Annotated in this window: 20 protein-coding genes and 1 other RNA gene; 6 read left to right on the top strand and 15 right to left on the bottom strand. The window is 41.4% G+C overall.

All coding sequences use genetic code 11. The features are described 5' to 3' along the window. Window positions 1-286: 286 nt before the first annotated feature. Together petA and petC are read right to left on the bottom strand one after the other, a co-directional pair. On the bottom strand, window positions 287-1,288 hold the full coding sequence (petA, locus tag NCWK1_RS27535; protein ID WP_096583522.1) for a cytochrome f: 1,002 nt from the start codon (window positions 1,286-1,288) through the stop codon (window positions 287-289). Window positions 1,289-1,394: 106 nt separating this feature from the next. Further along, window positions 1,395-1,934: a cytochrome b6-f complex iron-sulfur subunit gene (gene petC, locus NCWK1_RS27530; RefSeq protein ID WP_015111832.1), complete on the bottom strand. Its 540-nt coding sequence runs from the start codon at window positions 1,932-1,934 to the stop codon at window positions 1,395-1,397. 229 nt (window positions 1,935-2,163) lie between these two features. On the opposite strand from petC, the gene NCWK1_RS27525 reads away from it, so the two are divergent. Continuing rightward, window positions 2,164-2,472: a DUF3067 family protein gene (locus NCWK1_RS27525; protein WP_103126880.1), complete on the top strand. Its 309-nt coding sequence runs from the start codon at window positions 2,164-2,166 to the stop codon at window positions 2,470-2,472. Between the two features lie 278 nt (window positions 2,473-2,750). Here the strand turns inward: NCWK1_RS27525 and tatC are convergent, their stop codons facing one another. From tatC to NCWK1_RS27505, 3 genes are all read right to left on the bottom strand, one after another. Next, complete coding sequence (gene tatC, locus NCWK1_RS27520) at window positions 2,751-3,545, bottom strand: twin-arginine translocase subunit TatC (protein ID WP_103126884.1); 795 nt, start codon at window positions 3,543-3,545, stop codon at window positions 2,751-2,753. Between the two features lie 695 nt (window positions 3,546-4,240). Further along, window positions 4,241-5,107 (bottom strand): fructosamine kinase family protein, encoded by an 867-nt coding sequence (locus NCWK1_RS27510; protein ID WP_187308261.1) that lies wholly within the window; start codon window positions 5,105-5,107, stop codon window positions 4,241-4,243. 87 nt (window positions 5,108-5,194) lie between these two features. After that, window positions 5,195-6,478, bottom strand: coding sequence for a M16 family metallopeptidase (locus NCWK1_RS27505; RefSeq protein ID WP_103126878.1), 1,284 nt, complete (start codon window positions 6,476-6,478; stop codon window positions 5,195-5,197). 378 nt (window positions 6,479-6,856) lie between these two features. Between NCWK1_RS27505 and crtD the strand changes: the two genes are divergently transcribed. Beyond that, window positions 6,857-8,371 (top strand): C-3',4' desaturase CrtD, encoded by a 1,515-nt coding sequence (gene crtD / locus NCWK1_RS27500; protein WP_103126877.1) that lies wholly within the window; start codon window positions 6,857-6,859, stop codon window positions 8,369-8,371. A 287-nt stretch (window positions 8,372-8,658) separates the two neighbouring features. Continuing rightward, a complete protein-coding gene (locus NCWK1_RS27495) occupies window positions 8,659-9,027 on the top strand; it encodes a Dethiobiotin synthetase (RefSeq protein ID WP_096583532.1) in 369 nt (122 codons plus the stop codon). Between the two features lie 3 nt (window positions 9,028-9,030). Here the strand turns inward: NCWK1_RS27495 and NCWK1_RS27490 are convergent, their stop codons facing one another. The 6 genes from NCWK1_RS27490 to groL all read right to left on the bottom strand — a co-directional run bounded on the left by NCWK1_RS27490 (window position 9,031) and on the right by groL (window position 14,868). Then, window positions 9,031-9,642: a hypothetical protein gene (locus tag NCWK1_RS27490; protein WP_103126876.1), complete on the bottom strand. Its 612-nt coding sequence runs from the start codon at window positions 9,640-9,642 to the stop codon at window positions 9,031-9,033. Between the two features lie 193 nt (window positions 9,643-9,835). Continuing rightward, on the bottom strand, window positions 9,836-10,555 hold the full coding sequence (gene rnc / locus NCWK1_RS27485; protein ID WP_103126875.1) for a ribonuclease III: 720 nt from the start codon (window positions 10,553-10,555) through the stop codon (window positions 9,836-9,838). An 82-nt stretch (window positions 10,556-10,637) separates the two neighbouring features. Next, window positions 10,638-11,079, bottom strand: an RNA gene (gene rnpB / locus NCWK1_RS27480) — RNase P RNA component class A. Window positions 11,080-11,127: 48 nt separating this feature from the next. Further along, entirely contained in the window at window positions 11,128-11,841 is a 714-nt protein-coding gene (locus NCWK1_RS27475; RefSeq protein ID WP_103126874.1) for a hypothetical protein, read from the bottom strand. Between the two features lie 41 nt (window positions 11,842-11,882). Next, on the bottom strand, window positions 11,883-13,025 hold the full coding sequence (gene corA / locus NCWK1_RS27470; RefSeq protein ID WP_103126873.1) for a magnesium/cobalt transporter CorA: 1,143 nt from the start codon (window positions 13,023-13,025) through the stop codon (window positions 11,883-11,885). 178 nt (window positions 13,026-13,203) lie between these two features. Beyond that, a complete protein-coding gene (groL, locus tag NCWK1_RS27465) occupies window positions 13,204-14,868 on the bottom strand; it encodes a chaperonin GroEL (RefSeq protein ID WP_096583548.1) in 1,665 nt (554 codons plus the stop codon). A 258-nt stretch (window positions 14,869-15,126) separates the two neighbouring features. On the opposite strand from groL, the gene NCWK1_RS27460 reads away from it, so the two are divergent. Further along, complete coding sequence (locus NCWK1_RS27460; RefSeq protein ID WP_096583550.1) at window positions 15,127-16,209, top strand: MraY family glycosyltransferase; 1,083 nt, start codon at window positions 15,127-15,129, stop codon at window positions 16,207-16,209. A 66-nt stretch (window positions 16,210-16,275) separates the two neighbouring features. On the opposite strand, the gene fabG is transcribed toward NCWK1_RS27460, so the two are convergent. Beyond that, window positions 16,276-17,040: a 3-oxoacyl-[acyl-carrier-protein] reductase gene (gene fabG / locus NCWK1_RS27455; RefSeq protein WP_096583552.1), complete on the bottom strand. Its 765-nt coding sequence runs from the start codon at window positions 17,038-17,040 to the stop codon at window positions 16,276-16,278. A 199-nt stretch (window positions 17,041-17,239) separates the two neighbouring features. Here fabG and trxA point away from each other — a divergent pair, with 199 nt between their 5' ends. Further along, window positions 17,240-17,557 (top strand): thioredoxin, encoded by a 318-nt coding sequence (gene trxA / locus NCWK1_RS27450; protein WP_096583554.1) that lies wholly within the window; start codon window positions 17,240-17,242, stop codon window positions 17,555-17,557. A gap of 149 nt (window positions 17,558-17,706) precedes the next feature. On the opposite strand, the gene NCWK1_RS27445 is transcribed toward trxA, so the two are convergent. The 3 genes from NCWK1_RS27445 to NCWK1_RS27435 all read right to left on the bottom strand — a co-directional run bounded on the left by NCWK1_RS27445 (window position 17,707) and on the right by NCWK1_RS27435 (window position 22,269). Continuing rightward, window positions 17,707-19,260 carry an NAD(P)H-quinone oxidoreductase subunit N gene (locus tag NCWK1_RS27445; protein WP_103126872.1) on the bottom strand — a complete coding sequence of 518 codons (1,554 nt, stop codon included), beginning with the start codon at window positions 19,258-19,260 and terminating at the stop codon, window positions 17,707-17,709. A gap of 307 nt (window positions 19,261-19,567) precedes the next feature. Next, window positions 19,568-20,629 (bottom strand): DUF952 domain-containing protein, encoded by a 1,062-nt coding sequence (locus NCWK1_RS30530; protein ID WP_103126871.1) that lies wholly within the window; start codon window positions 20,627-20,629, stop codon window positions 19,568-19,570. 110 nt (window positions 20,630-20,739) lie between these two features. Next, on the bottom strand, window positions 20,740-22,269 hold the full coding sequence (locus NCWK1_RS27435; protein WP_103126870.1) for a thioredoxin-like domain-containing protein: 1,530 nt from the start codon (window positions 22,267-22,269) through the stop codon (window positions 20,740-20,742). A gap of 158 nt (window positions 22,270-22,427) precedes the next feature. On the opposite strand from NCWK1_RS27435, the gene NCWK1_RS27430 reads away from it, so the two are divergent. Further along, a complete protein-coding gene (locus NCWK1_RS27430; protein WP_103126869.1) occupies window positions 22,428-23,330 on the top strand; it encodes a glutaminase in 903 nt (300 codons plus the stop codon). Window positions 23,331-23,588: the final 258 nt, after the last annotated feature.

Raw genomic sequence — 23,588 nt, 5'->3', positions numbered from 1 at the left:
TATATCCGGAAAGTGACAGAAGAGGGTTAGATAGATAAGCTTTTGTGCTTACAAGTTGCACAATTGAAATTTTAGGGAAAAACTTCAAACCCTCTCCCCTGCGCCTCTGCTCCCCTGCCCCCTTGCGGTCTCAACAAGCAAATTAAGTGATTATTAGCTTATTTTCCTTGTTCTTGGACACAAACTGATTAGCACTCTTCAATTACTCTGGATAAAATAACAATCTGAGAACTAAAAAAGACAGGCATATTGCCTGTCTTTATAAAAAAGGATTTATCAGAGAATTTTAGAAATTCATTTCAGCAGCTTGAACTTTTTCAACCTGTTTCTTTTTGAGAACTAGCATTACTTGAGCCAACATTACCAGAGAGACAAAGGCGATTAACCAACCAACTCTGCTGGAATCTTGTAACACAATTTCTGTATCTTTTTGACCGAAGCCACCAACGTTGGGGTTACTTGTCAAAGCATCACCAGATTTTACTGCTTGTCCTTCAGAAACAATCAGTTCTGGGCCAAGAGGAATTGTATCAGTGACCACATCACCAGCTTCGGTTGTGATGTTCACTAAATATTTAACGTTACCGTCACCATCTTCTTCTTTAGCAATCTTGCTAATGGTGCCAGCAGCAGAAGCGTTGTAAACAGTGTTGTTACTCTTTTCGCCAGTAGGATAAACTTGTCCGCGACCTCTGTTTCCACCTACGTGAACTGAATACTTACCGAAGTGGATGCTTTTGTCAGTTGCTGGGTTAGGAGAAAGAACTGGGAAGACGATTTCTTGATATTGTTCGCCAGGTAAGGGGCCAACAATTACAACGTTGTCTGAACCTTCTTTATAGGTTTGGAAGTAGGTGTCGCCGACTTCTTCTTTCAGTTCTTCAGGAATGCGGTCTTCAGGTGCCAGCTTGAAACCTTCGGGTAGCATTAAAACTGCACCGACGTTTAAGCCAACTTTAGAACCATCTGCACCAACTTGCTGCACGCTGGTATCGTAGGGAATTTTGACTACAGCTTTAAATACTGTGTCAGGCAGCACTGATTGAGGTACTTCTACTTCTGTGGGCTTGGCTGCTAGGTGACAGTTAGCACAAACGATTCTACCTGTCGGTTCGCGGGGCGTTTCAGGATAGGTTTGCTGCGCCCAGAAGGGATAAGCAGCAGCACTTTGAGGCAGAGCAATATCGCTAGTAAAGAAGAATGTTACTGTAGCGATCGCTATGAGCAATGTTTTAGTAATTGCTCTAGCACTGCGAGTTAACCTCGCTGTTGTAAAGGAATTTCTCATCTCTATAAGGACAACGATTCTTGGATGAAGTAGTCAAGGGTCAAGGGTCAATGGTCAATGGTCAATAGTTGCTATGGACTATGGACGTTGGACTATTGACTAAAAATTATGCCCACCAAGGTTCTTCGCCGGTGCGGAAGTCGGTTTCAGTCCAGGGGGTCAAAACAATCTTGTCGTTTTCGGCTTTGGCGTGGCTTAAAGCCAAAGAACGTGGTGCGGGGCCTCGGACTACTTTACCAGTTGCATCGTATTGCGAACCGTGGCAAGGACATTTAAATTTGTTTTCCGCAGCGTTCCAAGGAACAACACAACCCAAGTGGGTGCAAACAGCGTTAATGCCGTAATCGGTAATAGCTTCTTTGCTTTCGACCACAATGTAGGTGGGGTCGCCCTTCAATCCTTGAACGAGGGTGCGATCGCCTACGTTATGGCTGTCGAGAAATTGACTGACGCTCACATCGTTGCCGAGGCTGTCTTTGGCTGTTGTACCACCACCAGCACCACCAGCGGCCGGAGGAATAAAGTAGTTAACAACGGGATACAATGCACCCAGAGCTACTCCAGTGACAGTCCCAAAAGTGAGCAGGTTCATGAATTGACGACGACCCATATCAGGCACGTCCATTGATTCCGAAAATTGAGCCATATCCTACGCGCTCGCTCTTTGTATATTTTGTTTAAGCATTCTGACAAGAGTACTAATGCTTGAGCAACTCTTGTCTGGGTCGAAATGCTAACCAACGATGCTAAACTTCTTTGTTGCAAGATACTTTTAGCATCTTTTCTGTTAGCATTACATTTCTTTATATCCCTATCATACTTGAGTTACGGAACTTAACATCATAACTAAATGTAAAATCTAATTGAGACAAGCTATGACAGGAAAGGAATTACACCAACTGTTACTTGATAAGTGGGGACATTCTTACGATGTCCAGTTCCGCCGTACTCAAGGCAAGATATTTCTGCAAATAATGTGGAAATATCTAGAGCAAGCTTCTTTTCCCTTAACAGAGGCAGAGTACCAAGAACATCTTGATACCATCGCTAATTATCTTAATGCTTTAGGTGGTACAGCACAGGTACAAACATTTATTACCCAAACAAAAGAACGCCCCCGGCTCGGTAAAGCTGTCAGCATTCCCCTCGATTTAGGTGAACGCGCTTCTGAGTGGATAGTTTGAGCTAGTTTATTTTTGATATGGCACTGTAACACACTTAAATGTATTGCAGGCTTTTGAATTTTTGCAATACATTTTATGAGTAAATTATGTAATTCTTTTATGCTGATTTAGATAGTAACTCTAACAAAATTTTAGTTTTTGGCAATTGTCTTTCATATTTTTTAAAAGCAAGCCGTATTTGATTTTTAACAAACAAAATCCTGCATCAGCAAAAGGTGTAGGTGAAGAAATGGTGAAACTAATCAAAACAAGAGTGACTGATTCACTATTGCTATGTATTATTTACCCGTGAGTTTAACTAACCCAATTCCACCCATATAAAGCCCTAAAACTGCGCCGGCTAACAAAGCTTGAGTTAACGGGTCAGTAGAAGGAGTAAGAACTGCACCTAAAATTACTGCTGCCATAATCACGTAGCGCCAACCCGAAAGCATTCTGTCGGAAGAGACGATTCCTAAGTTACCCAACAATAACTGAATAATCGGAATTTGAAATGCCAAGCCAGTGCTAAATAACAGCAGCAGTATAAATTCAAAATATTTATCAATTGACCACAGTTGTTCTACAACATCAGCGCCATAGCTAATAAAAAACCTCAAAGCGGCGGGGATAAGAACAGAATAGGCAAATACTAACCCACCAATAAATAACACACTCGACCCTAAAACTATTGGCCCTACTAAGCGACGTTCACGGCGTGTTAACCCTGGGAGGACAAACTGGATAACTTGATAAAGGATAAAAGGCGTAGACAGTACAAGTCCACTGTAGCCGGCGACTTTTAAGGAGACAAAGAAATATTCTCCGGGTGCAAGCTGGAGAAATTTGACCCCTGCTGCTGGTACTTCTAGTAACTGCACAATCGGCTTGACAGCTAGAAAACAGCCGATAACAAAAATGACTACAGCGATTAGTGAATAGAATATCCGTTGTCGTAACTCTTCTAAGTGGTCGAACAGAGACATTTCGACTTCACCAGGCAACTCATCAAGAGGATCAGTGTCTGAGTTGCCTTGTCCTTCTAGGTCGATATTGGGATTAGTGATAGTTTCAGCTTCTGATGAAGGAGTCATGAGTAGGCTATTAGGCAACATTTGTTAACTATTCTATTACTCCCTTACACCACTGCCAAAGTTATGAGTATTGTTGCACCAGTTTTAATTGAAAAACTAACCAGCAAAATTATGTTTATTTCTGATTGAGGATTTTTTTCCTGTTTCTTTGTGGTAAGGATTGCATAAGTTAGTGGGAAGCCATCTTATGAGTCATCACCATCCTATAAGCTACATAAATATGGGGATGGAACTGATATTTTAGAAATTACGTCTCTGCGGCTAGTAGCATTGCATAAATTGATACAATGCTCAGTTTGAAAAGTCCGATTCATCAAGGTGGCATCTTCACAGATAGCGCAATCGGAAATTATTTGCTGAGGTTTGTATGTATAGGATAATTTGCATTGGACTAATGGCATTACCTGCTTATTTTTACAATGCGGAACCCAGTTTAGCGAGTGATAAACATGTATCTATTGTTGCTAATAATAGCACCAGTCAAAGTATAAACACTCAAATTAATTTAGTACCGTGGCGTATCTTCTCTAGAGAAGATCAAACAGGCGATTGTCTCCGACATGGTAAATGTAGGGATTAATAAGTTGATGTGCGTTCCAATTGCACATTTTTTGATTGAGACTGTTATTAGTCGTTAGTCCTTTGTAAATACAAATGACAACGGACAAAGTTATGGCGATCGCATTCCCTAATCCTCACCGCAAAATTTGGTCAATCATCCGATTGGCTTGAGAACCATAACCACCACCAAATAAATTGAAGTGGTTCAAAATGTGATACAAGTTATACAAAGTTTTGCGGCGTTCATACCCTGTATCTAAGGGAAAAGCTGCATGATAACCTTGATAAAAAGCGGATGGAAAACCACCAAAAAGTTCTGTCATAGCGATATCAACTTCGCGATCGCCATAATAAGTGGCAGGATCAAAAATTACTGGTTCGCCTAACACAGTGCATCCAGCATTCCCGCCCCATAAATCGCCGTGGACTAAGGATGGTTGTACTTCGTGATTGGCTAATAGTTCGGGAATCGCGACTAATAATTCATCTTGTTTGGGAAAATTCCCGCCTCGTCTTCTCGCTAATTGAAATTGATAGCCGAGGCGATGTTTGCAATAAAATTCTCCCCAATCTGCTGTCCAAGTGTTGATTTGGGGAGTGGAACCTATAGTGTTATTTGTGTCCCAGCCGAAACCCTGTTGGCTGGTTGTTTTGTGCATTTCTGCTAACTTAAGCCCCATTTCTGCCCAAGATTGGGTATTACCGTCACCCATTTCTAACCATTCCAACACGATATAGCCAGAATTGCCTGATATTCCCCAACAAATAGGCTTGGGTACACGAATGCTATTTGAGGCTAACATTTGCTTTAACCCCAACATCTCAGCCTCAAACATCGTAACTTGTGATGCTTGGTTAAGTTTGACGAAGTATGTGATTTCACCATTAGTAACGGCGTAACCTTGGTTAATACATCCGCCACTCACAGAACGCTGCTGTTGAGTTTGAAATTTTTCACCAGTTACCCGACTAATATGGGCATCAATTTCAGTCCAAATCATTCTGAAGTATGAAGTATGAAATTACGTCAGCAATCAAGTAATGGGACATTTAGCATAGTCAAATGTCACATAACAAATGACTAAAATTTACACTGGTTTTATGACCACTACACCATAAGCTTCGGGACAGAGATATTGATTAGCTGCTAAGAGTAAATCGTTAGCTTCTTGTTGTTGAATATGCAGTGGGTAATTGAAGGCTGGTTCTAAATCGCCTATTAAAGATTGATAGAAACCATATAAACCACTGCGATCGCTTGGGGTTTCGTTTCCAAAGATAAATCTGTTGGCGACACGTTTGCGGACACGGGCGATTTCTTTTTCTGTGACTAACTCTGTTTGTAATCGGCGGATGTGTTGGGCGATCGCATCTTCAACAGCGGCTATGTTTTCCACTGCACATTTAGCAGAAATATAAAATGTACCTTGGAGTAAATTGCTCATATTGCTAACTGCGATGGAAGAAACCAATCCTCGTTCTTCTCGCAAATCTCTCACTAATCTTGATGTCCTTCCGTGTGCTAAAACTCCGGCTAAGATATCTAATCCATAAGTTTGGTTTAATTCGGCTAACCCTGGAACCCGCCACACCATCACGAGTCTTGCTTGCTGAAGGCTTTTATCAACAAATTCTCGCCGCACAATTTCGGTAAATGCAGATTCAGGATAGTTATTTGAATCTTGACTCTTAACTCTTAACTCTTGATTCTTATCTAGCTGTGTAAATCCTTCAGCAACAGTTTCAATTAACTGTTCTACAGGCAAATTGCCCACAGCTACAGCCGTAATCATTGGCGGTTGATACCATTGAGCATGAAAATCTCGCATTTGTTGGGGTTCTAGCCCAGATATGACCGATTCTGGCCCCAACACCGGACGGCGATAGGGTAAAGTATCAAATGCCATTTCCATCGCGCGGCGAAAAGTCCGGCGGTGGGGATTATCTTCAGAACGGCGGATTTCTTCTAGAACCACAGAACGCTCACGTTCAAAGGCATCATCAGGAATACTCGGATTACATAAGACATCTATTTGCAGTGGAGCCAGTTCCGCAAAATCTTGGGGCGCAGTAGTTATGTAGTAATGAGTATAGTCTTGACTCGTAGCAGCATTCGTCACAGCACCACGCTCTTCAATGCGACGTTCAAACTCTCCACTGGCAAGTCGCTCAGTTCCTTTAAAAATCATGTGTTCTAAAAAGTGAGCCATACCGTTAATCGCATTAGATTCTACTGCTGAACCAACTTTAATCCAGAGGTTGAGGTTGACAACATCAATGGGCATTTGTTCAGCAATGATTGTCAAGCCATTAGGTAAGCGGTGTAGTGTTGGAGAATTGAGACGAGAAGATTTGAACAGGGTTGAGGTCATGGGTTGTGGTGAGTTTACAGCGTTCTTATTCCTTTATCTTATCCGTCACCCCAAAATATCTCTTGTTGTTGCATTAGTTATGTAACGCGATGTGCGACTTATTCCTGAAACCCCTCTCCAAACCTCTCCCCGCTTCGGGGAGAGGCTTTGAGTCTTGCTCCCTTCCCTACGAGGGAAGGGGTTGGGGGTTAGGTTTGAGAGAAAGTTGCACACGGCGTTATGTATATTCTTTTTACTCAAGAACATACTAATCACTGGGATAGTTAGTACACTTTATGTTGCTTTTTTAACGTCAGTAGATTTTTGCCTACAGACTTAATGTTTCTAAGTAATCTAAAATTATGAATAGAAATATTAAGAAATATAAACTAGATATCCATGTCCATTACTGCTATTGACAAAAGTAAATCTCGTGTTGTAGTGATTGGTGCAGGTATTGGTGGACTGACTGCTGCGGCATTACTAGCCCATCGTGGCTACAGCGTTTTAGTCCTTGACCAAGCCATTGTACCGGGAGGCTGTGCGTCTACATTTAAGCGTCAAGGGTTCACCTTTGATGTTGGTGCAACTCAAGTTGCTGGGTTGGAACCAGGAGGAATTCACCACCGCATCTTTGCGGAACTAGGAATTGATTTACCGCCTGCTACCCCTTGTGACCCTGCTTGTGCAGTTTATTTACCGGGTGAAAACACGCCTATTAATGTTTGGCGTGACCCCGATAAATGGCGTGAGGAAAGACAACGGCAATTTCCGGGTAGCGAACCATTCTGGCAGCTAATGGCAACTTTATTTGAGGCTAGTTGGGAATTTCAAGGGCGTGACCCAGTGTTACCGCCGCGTAACTTGTGGGATTTATGGCAATTAATTCAGGCTGTGCGTCCTAACACCTTGATTACTGTGCCTTTCACCTTATTAACAGTAGGTGATGCCTTAAGATTATGCGGACTGGGTAATGACCAGCGATTGAAAACCTTTTTAGATTTGCAATTGAAGTTGTATTCTCAGGTCAGTGCTGAAGAGACAGCATTACTTTATGCCGCAACAGCTTTGAGTGTCTCCCAACTGCCCCAAGGATTGTATCATCTGCAAGGTAGTATGCAGGTGTTGAGCGATCGCCTAGTCACAGCTTTAGAGAGAGACGGCGGACGCTTGTTAATGCGTCATACTGTCGAACACATCAAAGTTGAAAATACTCAAGCCACCGCCGTTGTTATCCGCAACCAAAAAACAAGCGAAGTTTGGACAGAACCAGCAGACCATGTGGTAGCTAACGTGACTGTTCAAAATTTAGTGCAGTTATTGGGTGATCAAGTTCCATCAGGATATAAACAGCGTGTAGAAAAACTCCCACCACCATCAGGGGCATTTGTTGTGTACTTGGGCGTAGATGCGAATGCTATTCCTTTAGATTGTCCGCCCCATTTACAATTTCTCTACGACGCTAACGGCCTCATAGGCGAGAATAATTCCTTGTTTGTTTCCGTCAGTCATTCTGGTGATGGTCGCGCACCTGAAGGCAAAGCGACAATTATTGCTTCATCTTTCGTTGATTATCAACAATGGTGGCAAACTTCAGATTATCCAGGACTGAAACAAAAATATACAGAACAAGCGATCGCCCATCTCAACAAATATTTCTATCTCAAACCCGAAACCATCATTTATCAAGAAGCCGCCACACCCCGCACCTTTGCTTATTACACCGGACGCGATCGCGGTATAGTTGGGGGCATCGGTCAAAGAATCCCCACTTTTGGCCCTTTTGGTTTCGCCAACCGCACACCCATTAACTCGTTGTGGTTAGTCGGCGACTCCACCCATCCCGGCGAAGGTACAGCTGGCGTGAGTTACTCAGCGCTGACGGTAGTGAAACAAATTGAGGCACAAAGTTAAACAAATATTTGAATCAACAGATAAACACTGATAAATTAGCAGTGTCTAAGCAGGTAGACAGAATGATAAGTCAATACGGTTCAGTTAAGATCCCCCAGCCTGCGGCGACCCCCTTCAAAAGGGGGTAAAAGAGGCTTATTAGCCCCCTTTTGAAAGAGGGTTGGGGGTATCTAAAAAAATTAACCCGTTAACGAACCGTATTGAAATATAAGTAGGATGCAAACCAGAGAAACTTTCCCTCCTGCCTCCTGCCTTCTACCTCCTGCCTTCTTATCTGTGTTTAGCTAATGAATTACGACACAGCCCGCAAACTGCTGGTCTCTCAAACAATCACAACCGAAGAAAACCCTGATGCTTTGTTGATGCGGATGAAGCAGGGAAAACCACCTGTTCCCGGTCAGATTACCTCAATTTTGTTGGCGTTAAAAGTCGTGTTTGAAGCCCTCAAAGATGCACCCAATCTAGACCGAGAATTAACCTTTGCCCTTTATCAGTTAGGTGTAAAGACACAGCATTTATATGTAGCTGGGCGGAAAGCGGGGGTAGACTGGCCGCCCCTACTCAAAGAAGATTTAATTAGAATTTCTCTGGCTACGGAAAGTATTTTTTCTGGTCTATGGCAAACCCCGCCATCTGGAGGGTTTGGCGGAGGTTAAGGTTCAACGAGTTTGTAATTCTTTGAGCAATTTTTCTACATCATTTTTGAGTAAAACCGTCATTTGTCCGGTGAAAGCTTTACCGCTGCGAGGTTTAGCTATTTCTATCCAATAAGCATAGCGATCGCCTATACGCAATTGTCCTTGTAAAGCTTCTTTAATGGGAGTTTTGGCAAACCGCGCCGAGTTTATTTCACCTTGGCTAGGGTAGTCATATACCACTTGACCCTGATTAAAATCTTGATAGATATCGTAACCGTAAATTATCCGCAACGATTCTTGCAAACGTTGAAAGCTCATACCATTAATAGCATCATACATAGCCAAGCGTTCGTAACGAATCCGACTGCGGTCTTTGGCAAACTCCACCTTACCAGGAGGTAACACCGAAGCTTGAAAAGTGAATCGCTGGGCTGCTGTGTCACTCTTCTGCACATACAATTTTTCACCATTTCCCGGACGCAGTGTCGGATGGGCGTTCATCCAAGTAGTTACTTCTTCCGTACTTTGTCCTGGTAAAGCATTGGCTTTAGATTCAAACAGCATTCCCACGCCCAGCCAGGGAACTAGAGAAAAAGACAAAATTAAACTATTAACCAAATATTTTTTTAGCATTTTCCTATTCGGGACTTACATGGAAATTTCCCCAATTAGGGGTTAATCATAGTTTTCCCGTTTTCTTAGGAGATGATGTCATTGCATTATCAGGCGCATGGCAAAATACACTAAGTAATTTTACTTAATGTATGACATTGATTTAGATATTTATCCAATTTAAAATACAAATTATACGTAATTTAGGTTATTTTTACGTTTTTTCCTGATTATTAACTGCTAAAAAAGCTATTTTGGCTGCGGCTTGTTCTGCGGCTTTGATAGAACGTCCTCTACCTTCACCAAGTTTTTTGTCGTAGAGCCAAACTTCTGCTGCAAATCGCTCTTGATTGCGGTTGGGATGATTAATTTCCTCAACACGATATTCTGGTAAAACTTTAAATTGAGCTTGAGTCCATTCTTGTAAAGCTGCTTTATAGTTGAGCCGAGCCGGATCAAGACGAATTTCTGTTGCTAGTTGCTCAAAGTGAGAATCTAACCAAGGACGGATGAGATCTAAATTATTTGTGCTGAGATAAAGCGCACCCAACACAGCTTCAAAAGCATCAGCCAAGCGTGATTCTTGACCGACTTTATCACTGGTTGCACTACCGGCAACTAATAAATATAGTTCTAAACCATATTCTCTAGCTAATTGGGCGAGGATGCGATCGCTCACTAATACCGAACGAATCGCTGCGAAATCTCCAACTTGGCAATCTGGGTATTTTTCCCATAAAATCACAGCCGCAGCCAGTCGCACTACAGCATCACCCACAAACTCCAGTTGTTCATAATTCGCTGTATCAGATACCGTTGGGTGAGTTAGCGCCAAATCTAAAAGTTGCCATTTAATTGGTGCATCCAATGGCAAGCCTAACTTTCTTACTAAGCTTTCAAGTTGTCTTTGACGACGGGGATAAACAATAGTCATTAGTCAATAGTCAATAGTCAATAGTCAATAGTCAATAGTCCTCAAAAAAGGACGCAGGACAAATGACTAATGATCCGAATAGGAGAGAGAGTTGGTAGTAAGCCGGGTTCTGTTATCTATGTAAAAAAAATTTACATGATGGCAGTTATCTATCTGGGACGGTTGTTACCAAACGCCTCTAGCGGCTCTCATACACGGAACTGGTAAAAGACCAACCGTAGTTCCTCTGACCTTGCTCCCAACCGGGGTTTACCGAGCCAACGCCTCTCGACGCTGCTGGTGCGCTCTTACCGCACCTTTGCACCCTTACTAATTTGGTCATTTGTCCTTTGTTCTTCGTCCTTTGTATTTTTACAAATGACAAATGACTATTGACAAATGACTGATTAGCGGTATCTTTCTGTGGCACTATCCTCACGATCGCTCGCACTGGACGTTATCCAGCAAGTTTGGTCTTTCGGGAGCCCGGACTTTCCTCAAAACTATCATTAATGACGGTTCTGCAACTGCCTGCGCCTACTCTCTCCCTAACTACAGTGTAATCCTGGATGGCATCATGTGTCGGATTTGAGTTATTTCTTCTTTTTATTCCAAGGTAGAGCGTAAGTCCAAGGTAATTTTTTGATCGTGAAAGGACAATTGATCAAATACATCGGTGGAATATTTATCCCTGGTGCTATCCCAACCCGAACATCAGATATTCTTAACACTAGCTGTAAAGAAAATTCTAATTCTTTGCCTCGATTCATAAAGTCGTTATATAGCTTTTTTTGAGGCGGCCCACCATTCTTTAAGCCAGTGATACTTACTAGAGGTTTTTTTGCAGAATAGGTTCCGGCTACAGAATCCAATTCTAAAACATCTTCGGCTGTCACCTTTTCAGTCAGTGTTTTTTTCGGGGTGATTAAACTGGGAGTTTGTGGTATTGCTAAGTCACGAGTTAAATAGGGAGAAATCCGAATTACACGGCGTGATTGCTTGGTGTGTTCCACTACCAAAGTGCTATTTTCCCAGTCAACATATACAGCTAGATTATCTGATTTATTTTCAATGGTAATTTGTAATTCTTTTAAATCTTCTAATGAGTAGGAAGAATTAAGTTTAAAAGAAATTCCAATTTGGTCTTTGAGTTCTTGTGTTGTTAGTTGTTCGTTGACTGCATCACTTTTATAAGCATATTTGATTTTATCATCTATAGATTCAACCATGCGGTTAAAGGTGTAAGATACACCAATAATATAAAGTGTCAATACAACTAAATTTTGATCGCCGCTACCTTTGAGCATTTGGAATTTTATCTCCCTGAATTAGTTTTAATGATTTAGCTTCAATCATGTTTAATACTAGAAAAATTAGCGAGCCATCCTCTGCGCCAAAATAGGATGAGTAAACTAACTGCGATCGCTACCATTAAAGCCAAGCAAACTGGATATCCCCAATACCAATTTAGTTCAGGCATATTGTATGGCGATTTATCTGGATTAAAATTCATCCCATAAACACCAGCAACAAAAGTTAAAGGAATAAAAATAGCTGAAACTACCGTTAGTAGCTTCATAATTTCATTCATTTTGTTACTGACTGCTGATAGATATACATCCATTAATCCTGATGCTAATTCTCGGTAGGTTTCCACCATATCCATAACTTGAACGGTGTGGTCATAGCAATCTCGGAGATAGATTCTGACCTCTTCACTAATTAAATCGCTACTATCTCGAATTAACGCATTAATAGCATCTCTTTGCGGCCAAATAGACCGCCGCAGTTGTAATAGTTCCTGTCTAATTTGATAAATTTGTTGTAGTGTTTGTGGTGTAGGTTTGAGGATTACCTCTTCTTCTAATTCTTCAATCCGTTCACCATAAAGTTCTAAAACTGGAAAAAAACCATCAATAATTGCATCTAACAAAGCATAAGCTAAATAATCAGCGCCATTTTTCCGAATAATGCCTTTACCTTTATCTATTCGCATTCTGACACTATCAAAACAATCATGTTCTGGTTCTTCCTGCACTGTTAGCAAATAATGTTTTCCTAATACAAAACTTACTTGTTCACTATAAAATCCACAGGTTGTTTCTTTCGGAACTACCATGCGAGCAATAATTAGTAATTGGTCTTCATAATCTTCGATTTTAGGGCGTTCTCCCATATTGACTACATCTTCTAAAACTAGAGGATGTAACTCAAAGACTTTACCTAATCGCTGTAATATATCTTGATTACCTAGACCTTGGACATCGACCCAAGAAACAGATTCTGTATCCAAGTAATTCAGACACTCTTCTGGAGTTGCTATTTGTTTACGGATAAAGTTTGTTTGATTGTAATCAAACAAAACAATTGTGGGCGCTTCGGCATCTTCATCAATAATCAGAGTTCCCGGTATGGTTCCTGGTTGATGATAAAAATCCGGGAAGTTTGGCTTACGTACTTTTTTGGTGAGACGGCGAATTTTACTAATCATTTGTTAATTGTCAATTTTCATTGGTGATCAGTCATTGGTCAACTACTATTAATTGGCATTAGCCCAAATTGTATAGCTGGATTGCTAATAAATCAGTCAGTGTATAAAAAAACAGCTTGCCTTGGCAAGGCAAACTGTGAAAAAAGATAAAGATATTATTTATCTGGGAAGGTAGAGCTTACATCATACCCATACCGCCCATACCACCCATACCGCCCATACCACCCATGCCGCCCATACCACCCATATCAGGTGCAGCAGCTTTCTTCTCTGGTTTTTCGACAACGATCGCTTCAGTGGTCAAAACCATTCCCGCAATAGAAGCGGCGTTTTGTAGGGCAGAACGTACGACTTTTGCTGGGTCAATGATCCCCGCTGCAATCAAGTCTTGGAATTCACCGGTCGCAGCGTTGTAACCAACGTTAAACTCGGTTTCTCTCACTTTAGAAACAATTACAGAACCTTCATCGCCAGCATTTTCAGCAATTTGGCGCAAGGGTGCTTCTAAAGCGCGTTTGATAATATCTGCCCCAATTTTTTCTTCTTCATTGAGGCTGTGCTTAACTTCGTCTATTTTGGTAGACAAGTGAATTAAGGTTGTACCACCACCAGGAACAATTCCTTCTTCTACGGCTGCTTTAGTGGCGTTTAGTGCGTCTTCAATCCGCAGTTTGCGGTCTTTGAGTTCGGTTTCGGTGGCTGCACCAACTTTAATTACTGCAACACCGCCAGCTAATTTAGCAATGCGTTCTTGCAGTTTTTCTTTGTCGTATTCCGAATCAGTTTCTTCTAACTGCTTGCGAATTTGACCAATCCGCTTTTGAATTTCTGGCTTAGTGGTGCTACCAGCGACAATTGTGGTGTTTTCTTTGTCGATGGTGATTTTGCGGGCAGTTCCCAAAGTTTCTAAAGAAGCAGTATCTAAACTCAGACCAATTTCTTCAGAAATTAACTGACCGTCGGTGAGGATGGCAATATCTTGCAATATAGCTTTGCGGCGATCGCCAAATCCAGGCGCTTTGATAGCAGCCACAGTCAAAACACCCCGTGCTTTGTTGACTACTAAAGTTGCTAAGGCATCTCCTTCTACGTCTTCCGCAACAATCAATAGTGGTTGACCCAAACGGGCAACTTTTTCGAGTACGGGAACTAATTCTTGAATGCTGTTGATTTTCTTATCGGTAATCAGGATACGCGCATTTTCAAATTCAACGATCTGCCGTTCGTTGTTAGTAATGAAGTACGGAGAGATATAACCTCTATCGATTTGCATCCCTTCTACTACTTCGAGTTCAGTGGTCAGGGATTTGGATTCTTCAACGGTAATGACACCATCTTTGGTGACTTTTTCCATTGCTTCTGCCAGCATCCTGCCGACTTCTTCATCGTTACCCGCAGATACTGTGGCTACTTGTGCGATCGCATCGCCTTCTACTGGTTTAGCCACTCTGGCAATTTCTGCTACTAGCGCTTCGATAGTTTTGTCAATCCCGCGCTTTAAGTTGATGGGGTTAGTACCAGCCGCAACGTTTTTCAGACCTTCTTTAATTAATGCCTGTGCTAAAACTGTGGCGGTAGTGGTACCATCCCCAGCAATATCCTTAGTTTTAGATGCTACTTCTTGAATCAGTCTCGCACCAGTATTTTCTAAAGGGTCTTCTAATTCAATTTCTTTAGCGACCGTGATTCCATCATTGACAATTTGGGGCGCACCATATTTCTTTTCTAACAGGACGTTACGACCCTTTGGCCCCAAAGTAATTTTCACTGCATCGGCTAGGGCGTTGACACCTCGTTCTAGCGCCCGCCGTGATTCTTCATCAAAGGAAATAATTTTAGCCATGTTTCACTTCTCTAGCGCTTCCATTAGACAATTTAGCACTCACAGACTCAGAGTGCTAATAACCCAAGCTGGTCAGATTATAAATGGAATTGATCAGGATTGGTACTGGGTACTGAAGAAGTAAAAAGCAAAAAGGCAAAATAAGCTTTTTACTTTTACCTTTTAACTTCATAGTTTTCCAGTACCTTTTATTAAAAAATTGATTAATATACATTTGATGCTCATGTAGGATACAGGCAGTAATGGTTGAATTGGGAGATGAATCTATACAACTCCCTTAAGTCTCTGGGTATTGCCGACCCAAGCGGCATCGGCTGGTTGGCAGTAGTATTTACGTTTCTTTTTGCTTGGCTAGTGACATGGCGCTTAATACCCACAGTACGCAAGTTTGCCCTGCGGGTTGGTTGGGCTGACCAACCAAATGCGCGACGGCTAAATCGGGAACCTTTACCGAATGCTGGGGGTTTGGCTATTTATGCAGGAGTAATTGCCGCGTTAGTTCTTGCAAGTCTGTTACGACCGATTGAATTACAAAGTGTTTTGGCGCAGGTTTTAACTGTGCTACTAGGAGGCTCAATCCTAGTTTTAGTCGGCTTTATTGATGATCAGTTCGGTTTACCCCCTTCTGTGCGCTTGTGGACACAGATCATCACAGCCTTGTTGCTGGTAGCCAATGGCATCAGCATCAAAGTTGTGTTCGGCACGCCCATAGACTCACTGTTATCAATGTTGATTACAGTACTCTGGGTTGTTGGGATTACCAATGCCATCAATTTGATGGATGGAATGGATGGATTGGCTGGCGGGATCAGTTTTATTACCGCTATGAGTTTGTTGGCAGTTTCCGCCCAATTTCCTAACAAAGCGGCAGCAACCTTAGTTTTGGCAGCTTTAGGAGGTGGAGCTTTAGGTTTTTTACGCCACAACTTCCACCCCTCGCGCATCATTATGGGTGACGCGGGAGCATACTTTTTTGGCTATGTTTTAGCTGCGACCAGTATTTTAGGTGACTTGCAGGTAACTACAGTCTTTTCCTTAGTACCGACAGTTTTATTTTTGTTATTACCAGTCTTAGACACTACCCAAGTGTTTTTACGGCGACTATTAGCAGGAAAAAACCCCCTCAGTACTCCTGGCAAGGATCACCTACACCACCGTTTATTAGCTTGGGGGTTCTCGCAAAGTCACGCTGCATTTACTCTTTGGACAATTACCTTAATTGGCAACTTGCTGGCAATGCACATCCGAAATATGCCTTTGTCTGTCATAGTTGCTACCAGTGTGAGCATCATTATTTTGTTAGGCTTTACAGTTTGCCAAAGAATCTTAAATAATTCGTAATTCCGTTAGCGCAGCGTTAGCGAGTCCGCGATAGCGCAGCGTTAGCGACGCAGAAGCGTCGCGTCATTACATCACCATACCACCATCGACATTGAAAACTTGCCCTGTAATGTAATTGGCGGCGGCATCGGCAGCAAGGAAGCGCACCATCCCAGCTACCTCTTCTGGTTGCCCATAGCGACCAAGAGGGATAAATTTTAAAATTTCTTCGGTGTTGCTGAGATTGCTGGTCATATCGGTGGTAATAAAACCAGGGGCGACTGCATTCACTGTGATCCCGCGAGTAGCGAGTTCTTTAGCAACGGTTTTAGTAAAACCAATGACTCCTGCTTTGGCAGCACTGTAATTTGCTTGGCCAGGGTTGCCCATTTGTCCTGCAACAGAGGCAATGTTAATAATTCGCCCGAAACGTTGCTTGAGCATGATTTTACTGACGGCGCGGGTACATAAGAAAACGCCAGTCAGATTCAGGTCAATTACAGCTTGCCATTCTTCTGGCTTCATCCGCAAAAGTAATGTGTCGCGGGTAATTCCGGCATTGTTAACTAAGATATCAACTCGACCAAATTTTTCTGTGGTGGCGTTGATTAGTGCCTCTACTTGATCTGCTTGCGAAACATCAGCTTGCAATGCGATCGCCTGTCCACCAACAGCAGTAATATCGGTAACTACCTCATCTGCTGCTGTACTGGAACTAGCATAATTAACCGCTACACTAGCTCCATATTTTGCTAATTCGAGTGCGATCGCCTTTCCAATGCCCCGCGAACCACCAGTAACAATTGCTACTTTTCCTTTAAGACTTTGCAAGTTTTCTGGCAAAACTTCCATAAATTATTCCTTAAGCTTTTGAATTACCGCGCTAATAATCTTATGGCTATTTGTGCTTGTTAATTCACTCAAGGACAATATTTGTGGCGCGAAGAGCAAACTATTGACCATTGACTATAAAAATAAAATAATGTTACAGCTATTCTTGAAAGCACGCATTAAGATTAAAAGCAATCCATAAAAATTCGGTGTGTGTCGTATGGCCACTAAAAAACATTTCAACAGTTTTGAAGAAATGCTTTCTGGTTCTGATGTACCTGTATTAGTAGATTTTTACGCTGAATGGTGTGGCCCTTGCAAAATGATGGGGCCGATTTTAGATCAAGTAAATGCTCAATTAAAAGACCGTCTACGCATTGTTAAAATTGACACAGAAAAATACACCGAATTGGCTAGTCAATATCGTATTGAAGCCTTGCCAACACTCATGTTATTTAAAGAGGGTAAGCCTGTAGATAAAATTGAAGGAGTGTTACAGGCACCCCAGTTAGTGCAGCATCTCCAAAATTTAATTTAGATATAGTAGGTGACAGAGTGCCATTTTTTTGCTTAAGCATCTGGCCTATTGCTACAGATTAATTGTAGAGTTTTTATCAAATAAAAATGGCTAATAGCTTTTCATCATCAATGATTAGCTATTAGCCATAAATACAGGTATAAAGTAAGCTACAGCTTTTCTGGTTCTTCTAGAGGAACTGTACTCACTTTAGTAATTGTTGCTTGTAAGATTTGCGTGTGAGAAATGGAATTGTTCGCTAAGGTGAACAGTGGATTTGACAAAATCCCGGCTATGGTAGTCGCAATTAAGCTAACTACTAACCCTACTTGTAAAGGTCTTAATCCAGGCAAATCCCAACGTACTTCGGGATAGTTTTTCACTACGTCGGACATTTCTTGGGGTTCTTTAACTACCATCATTTTGACTACACGAATGTAGTAATAGATGGAGACAACACTAGTTACCAAACCTAGCAAAACTAAGCCATAAAGACCAGCTTGCCAACCAGCCCAGAACAAGTAGATTTTGCCAAAAAATCCCGCTAGTGGTGGAATACCGCCTAGTGAGAGCAAGGCAATACTCAAGCCTAATGTCAACAGTGGGTCTTTTTGATATAAACCTGAGTACTCGTTAATTTGGTCGGTTCCGGTGCGTAGGGAGAAGAGAATCACGCAGGTGAAACCGCACAGGTTCATAAACAAATAAACCAGCAGATAAAATACCATACTGGCGTATCCCGCCTCTGTACCAGCAATCAAGCCAATCATCACAAACCCAGCTTGAGCAATGGATGAATAAGCCAGCATCCGTTTCATGCTAGTTTGTGCGAGAGCCACCACATTACCCAAGATCATGCTGAGAATGGCGAGGGCTGTAAACACAAATCTCCATTCGTCAGCCACCATTGGGAAGACGGTAGTTAGTAGGCGGATGGCTAAAGCAAACCCAGCGGCTTTGGAACCAACAGATAAAAAGGCAATAACTGGAGTTGGAGCGCCTTCATAAACGTCTGGTGTCCACTGGTGAAAGGGTGCAGCGGAAATTTTGAAGCCAATACCTGCAATGATGAAAACGAGCGAAATCACCAAACCGAGGGATTGGCTAACTTTAGCTGTGATGATACCGTTGGCGATCGCACTTAATTCTGTTTGACCACCCGATAAACCGTACAGCAACGAAACGCCGTATAAAAATACTGCTGTACTAGCAGCACCAATCAACAGATATTTCAACGCCGCTTCGTTAGAACGAGGATCGCGCTTGGTATAGCCTGTCAGCAGATAAGAGGAAATACTTAAAGTTTCTAGTGAGATGAAAATCATCACTAACTCACTAGCGCCAGATAAGAACATTCCTCCTAGAGTAGCAGTCAGCAAAATGGCGATGAATTCGGCTAAAGCAGTACCACTCTGCTCAACGTAGCGAATTGACATCAATATCGTGACAACGGCAGACAACGCGATAATACCGCGAAACACAATACTGAGGTCATCACCAGTGAAGCCACCACTAAAAGAGATGGGGTTGATAGCGTCCCATTGATAGCACAGGGCGACAATTGCAGCTAGTAAACCTGCGATCGCTAGATATCCAATCCAGCGTGCGGATGTACGCCCCAAAATCAAATCAACAATCAAAACCCCTAAGAGGGTAACAATCACAATTCCCTCTGGCAGAATTGTTCCAGCATTCAACTGGGATGCAAGATTAGCAAAATCCATGAGATATATAGGTTTTGGCGATTAGACATTCAGGCTAACTTTGTTCATTTTATCTATTGTTCATTACCAAAGTTGCATTTATCTTTCTGTCTTAAGCATAGACTGACTCTTGCGTAAAATTAGCTTAAAAGAAGCGGATCAGCTAACTCTCACCCAAGACTCTATGCTTATCATTAGATTAAATTATAGTTTAAATTTTGAATTGGACATCTTGTCAATACAGATCTGCTCTAGCTATTTGTTAACAATGGTAACTAAATAAACAATCGGTATTGCTAAATATACTTGTCGGATTAAATATTTTAAATTATTCGGTTTCCGAGAGTAAATCTTGCAGTTGCTTGGGTAAATCGAAGTAGCCATTAACTCCTGATGCAAAATTTATCACTTGAGTTACCGCATCTATATTTAAACTTCCATAAATATGCGGAAATATTTCTCCGGTTTCACCCGCTTCGTAGCGAATTTCTGCTTCAACTTTTTGACTATCAATTAATAATATAACTAATTTTTGTTGGTTATAAAAAAATCTGTTAGCTACTGGGATAATCTGTGCTACTTTTGAGCAGTGAATAAAACCTTCGTTGACGAGAGATTCTGCTATATAAATATCATTATCTTTAGCTTGTTCCCATGACAGGTGCTGTGTAATATGCAGAAGGAATGGAATGTTATATTTTGGGACTTCTGCTGCATCGAGTAGTTTGGTAAAGTCGCAGTTATCGAAATCTTGCAGCACCGTTTTAGCACCAGCATCTAATAATTTTTCTGGCGCTTGGTGATTGGCTATCCCAATGAAACTAATATTTAGATTACGCGCAGCTTTAATATCCCAAATACCATCCCCGATAAAAACAATTTTGGTAAATTCTTCTATGTTGTAGTTATTCTTAGCTTTGAGAATAGCAGCATTAATAATATCTTCTCTAGAAATGCCATCATCAGATGAAGCTAAGGGAATATTGTGTATTTCTAAGTCGGCTGCTTGCAGTTTTAATAGAGCAGAATTATACCATCCACCAGTTGCGATCGCTACACACCATGTAATAGAGGTTTGTAATTCAGCTAATACCTTTTCTGCACCAGGGATACTACTAAATAGATGTTTATGTGTGATAATTTCCTGCTGGAGTTTTTCAACAAAAGCAAGTTTGAATCTTTTGATTTCTAATTCTGATGGCTGACGTTGTAATCTTTCCTGAAAAATTTGCTGAGTAATGCCGGAATCTGTAATTTTCTTGTATTCAGCCCAGTTTGAATTAATATCAATAAATCCAAATTCTGAAGCAAAGGTATTTATAAAGCAGGTTTCATCAATCTGGTTTGTATTGGTGAGTGTACCATCAATATCAAAAATTACTAAGTTCATATAGCAATCCTATCTGAGTTGTGAAAAAGTATTCTTTTGGACGAACCGCAAAGAACACAAAGAAGGAGAGGAAGGAAAAGAAAGGGAATTCCACAAATGATTTAGGACTGCTATAGCAGATTGTCTTGATTCTTAGGAATACATATATCTGGCGCACACAAACCAGAAAATTGCATTGTCGCCACTGTAAAATTATTTAAATTAACACAGCGAATAACGTGATTGTTGGTATCACTAATATATATATTTGAACCCATAACACTCAATCCAGAAGGTTCAAAAAATCGGCTATTTTTACCTTGTCCATCTTGTAAACCCGCAGAACCATCTCCCAAAATGGTTTGACAATTACCTGTGCTGGGACTAACTAATTTAATTTTGTGGTTGTATGTATCTGCTACCCACAGAAAATTTTCCGCATATTCTACCGCCATACAGTGTTGTAACCTTACATCTGTACTTTGTCCATCCACGTCGCCAAAACCGAATAACTGCTGACTACCGCAAATAGTTGTGACTTGGTATGGTTCAACAATTTCTACACTCCGAATTGTACTAATTTCACTATCAGCAATATACAGTTTTTGTCCATCTGTAGTCATACCACTAGGTTGAGCAAAAGCTGATTCTGTCAGTGAACCATCAACACAACCTTCTGCACCTGTACCAGCATAGGTTTTGATAATGTTGGTGGCTAAGTTCATTTGCCAAATTTGATGAGAACCCGCCATTGCAATAAATAAGGTATTCCCACTTTTGACTAAATCCCAAGGAGAATTGAGTGCAGTTTCTAAACCAACACCACTATGAGGATGAATGTTACGGCTTTGTTCTCCAGTTCCTGCAATTGTCTCGACCATTTGGCGATGCAAATCAATTCGCCGCAAAGCATGATTTTCGGTATCAGTAACAAATAGGATTTGATTTTCACTATCAAATACCATTCCCTGTGGTGCAGAAAACTGTGCTTTGCTAAAACTACCGTCAGTTAAGCCAGGTTGTCCTGTACCAATAATGTGAAGAACTTCGCCATCAAAGTTACTTATAACTAAGCGGTGATGTCCAGAGTCAGCGATGAATAAACCTATTGGCGTGGCTAAGACTTTTCCTGGAAAAGCTAAGGGTGAAATTATTTGTTGTTGCTGCTTTTCTAAAATATGGTTAATTTCTTGAAAGTTGATAGTGCTTTTTTGCTGGTGTTCTTCAATTACTTTTGTAATTAACTCGTCTAAAACCTCACGCTTACCTTCGCCAGAAACATAGCCAACTACATAACCTTCTGGATCGATAATCATGAATGTCGGCCAAGCACGCACAGTATATTCTTGCCATACACGAAAATTTTGATCTACTAAAACTGGATGTTCAATGTCATGGCGCAAAATAGCTTGGCGGATATTTTCTGTTTCTTGTTCGTTGTCAAACTTGGCGGAGTGAACACCAATTACTGTAATGCTGTCTTTATATTTATGTTCGAGATATTTCAAGTCTGGTAGGATGTGCAGGCAATTAATACAGCAGTATGTCCAAAAGTCTAAGATGACAACTCTACCCCTAAGTTGTTTTAAGGACAAAGGTTTGTCAGTATTCAGCCAAGTGTAATTTTGGGGAAATTCTGGCGCTCTGACGCGGGGAGTCATGAGATATCCTTTGAAATGGGTGTAGGGGAGATAACTTAATTAAGAAATTAATAATGACGTGTGAGATGCCTGCGTAACCTAGACAAAAAGAAAGTTTTAAGCCTGTTGACTGTTTACTGCTATACATTACTGAGAATAATCTTGAGGCTGTATCACTTTTGAGCAAACTGGATAAACTTACTACCACTGATTTGGCTGCTTGGGTGCAACAAGTTAAGATTCAGACTGTACAGGGTAAAGTGTGCGATCGCATCCCACAATTATCTGTAGTTAATCCTACTTGGTTTGCGGTTCACATCTGCTGTGTCTCAGAACAACCTTATAGTTCAGGCGATACAGATTGTGTGTTTCCCTTGATGAGTGTCATCAAAGCATTTTCCTTTCTGTATCTGCTAGAAAATATGGGAACGGACACCGTTTTACAATGGGTTGGGGTTGAACCGTCGGATGCTGCTTTTAATTCTTTAGATCAATTGATTGCTGATAACGGCTATCCCCGTAATCCCATGATTAATAGTGGTGCAATTACTTTAGCTGATAAATTACCAGGAAAAACTGCAAGCGATCGCACTTCACATCTTTGTCAGTGGTTAAATCAGTTAACAGGTTCCCAAGTGTATTTAGATGAAGTCATGCTGGCTTCAGTACGTGCTTCACGTTCACTAATTAACCAAGCAATCACCAATTATCTCGCAGAAAAAAATTGTCTTGACAATCCTGAAATAGCTCTTGACACTTATGAGCAAATATGCTGTATCTCAGGCAGAGTAGAAGATTTAGCTTTGTTAGGAAAAGCCTTAGCTTGTGGAAATAATTTACAGCATCACCGGATAGTTAACGCCGTGATGTTGATGTGTGGACTTTACCAAGACTCGGCTAAGTTCGCTCTCAGAATTGGTTTACCGATGAAATCAGGCATTAGTGGTGCCATGTTAGCCATAGTACCAAACATCGGAGCGATCGCTTGCTACAGTCCCGCCTTAGATACAGTCGGAAATTCCGTAGCGGCGATCGCTTTTATTGAAGCTTTAGCCCAAAAATTAGAATTGAGTATCTTTTAAACTAGACTTATTAATTTTTTGTCTCGCGCAAAGACGCAAAGAAAACTCAGCGTAACTTTGCGTTTACCTCCGCGCCCCTTTGCGTTTAAAACTTCCATCTCTCATTCCTCCTCTTAAGGTGTTGGAAGCAGACGACGCTGAAAATATTTACCTAATCTAGATTTTAAAGGCTCAGTTTCTGGTTTTTCAGGAACTTCTGTAACTTGAGGTGTAGGTATTACTTCTGGTTCTGGCGATGGCGACTCAGTAACTTGAGGT

This window comes from Nostoc cycadae WK-1 (assembly GCF_002897135.1).
In the GTDB taxonomy this organism is placed as follows: Bacteria; Cyanobacteriota; Cyanobacteriia; order Cyanobacteriales; family Nostocaceae; genus Nostoc_B.
The sequence above is the reverse complement of the archived record's forward strand: the minus strand, read 5'-3'. Positions and strand labels throughout refer to the sequence as shown.

Bases quoted from the DNA above. Each gene is read 5' to 3' on its own strand.
- NCWK1_RS27505 (WP_103126878.1), bottom strand. From the start codon at position 6,478: ATGACCTCAACCCTGTTCAAATCTTCTCGTCTCAATTCTCCAACACTA.
- corA (WP_103126873.1), bottom strand. From the start codon at position 13,025: ATGATTAGTAAAATTCGCCGTCTCACCAAAAAAGTACGTAAGCCAAAC.
- crtD (WP_103126877.1), top strand. From the start codon at position 6,857: ATGTCCATTACTGCTATTGACAAAAGTAAATCTCGTGTTGTAGTGATT.
- fabG (WP_096583552.1), bottom strand. From the start codon at position 17,040: ATGGAAGTTTTGCCAGAAAACTTGCAAAGTCTTAAAGGAAAAGTAGCA.
- NCWK1_RS27435 (WP_103126870.1), bottom strand. From the start codon at position 22,269: ATGACTCCCCGCGTCAGAGCGCCAGAATTTCCCCAAAATTACACTTGG.
- petC (WP_015111832.1), bottom strand. From the start codon at position 1,934: ATGGCTCAATTTTCGGAATCAATGGACGTGCCTGATATGGGTCGTCGT.
- NCWK1_RS27490 (WP_103126876.1), bottom strand. From the start codon at position 9,642: ATGCTAAAAAAATATTTGGTTAATAGTTTAATTTTGTCTTTTTCTCTA.
- NCWK1_RS27475 (WP_103126874.1), bottom strand. From the start codon at position 11,841: ATGCTCAAAGGTAGCGGCGATCAAAATTTAGTTGTATTGACACTTTAT.
- NCWK1_RS27495 (WP_096583532.1), top strand. From the start codon at position 8,659: ATGAATTACGACACAGCCCGCAAACTGCTGGTCTCTCAAACAATCACA.
- rnc (WP_103126875.1), bottom strand. From the start codon at position 10,555: ATGACTATTGTTTATCCCCGTCGTCAAAGACAACTTGAAAGCTTAGTA.
- NCWK1_RS27445 (WP_103126872.1), bottom strand. From the start codon at position 19,260: ATGGATTTTGCTAATCTTGCATCCCAGTTGAATGCTGGAACAATTCTG.
- petA (WP_096583522.1), bottom strand. From the start codon at position 1,288: ATGAGAAATTCCTTTACAACAGCGAGGTTAACTCGCAGTGCTAGAGCA.
- tatC (WP_103126884.1), bottom strand. From the start codon at position 3,545: ATGACTCCTTCATCAGAAGCTGAAACTATCACTAATCCCAATATCGAC.
- trxA (WP_096583554.1), top strand. From the start codon at position 17,240: ATGGCCACTAAAAAACATTTCAACAGTTTTGAAGAAATGCTTTCTGGT.
- NCWK1_RS30530 (WP_103126871.1), bottom strand. From the start codon at position 20,629: ATGAACTTAGTAATTTTTGATATTGATGGTACACTCACCAATACAAAC.
- NCWK1_RS27525 (WP_103126880.1), top strand. From the start codon at position 2,164: ATGACAGGAAAGGAATTACACCAACTGTTACTTGATAAGTGGGGACAT.
- NCWK1_RS27510 (WP_187308261.1), bottom strand. From the start codon at position 5,107: ATGATTTGGACTGAAATTGATGCCCATATTAGTCGGGTAACTGGTGAA.
- NCWK1_RS27460 (WP_096583550.1), top strand. From the start codon at position 15,127: ATGAATCTATACAACTCCCTTAAGTCTCTGGGTATTGCCGACCCAAGC.
- groL (WP_096583548.1), bottom strand. From the start codon at position 14,868: ATGGCTAAAATTATTTCCTTTGATGAAGAATCACGGCGGGCGCTAGAA.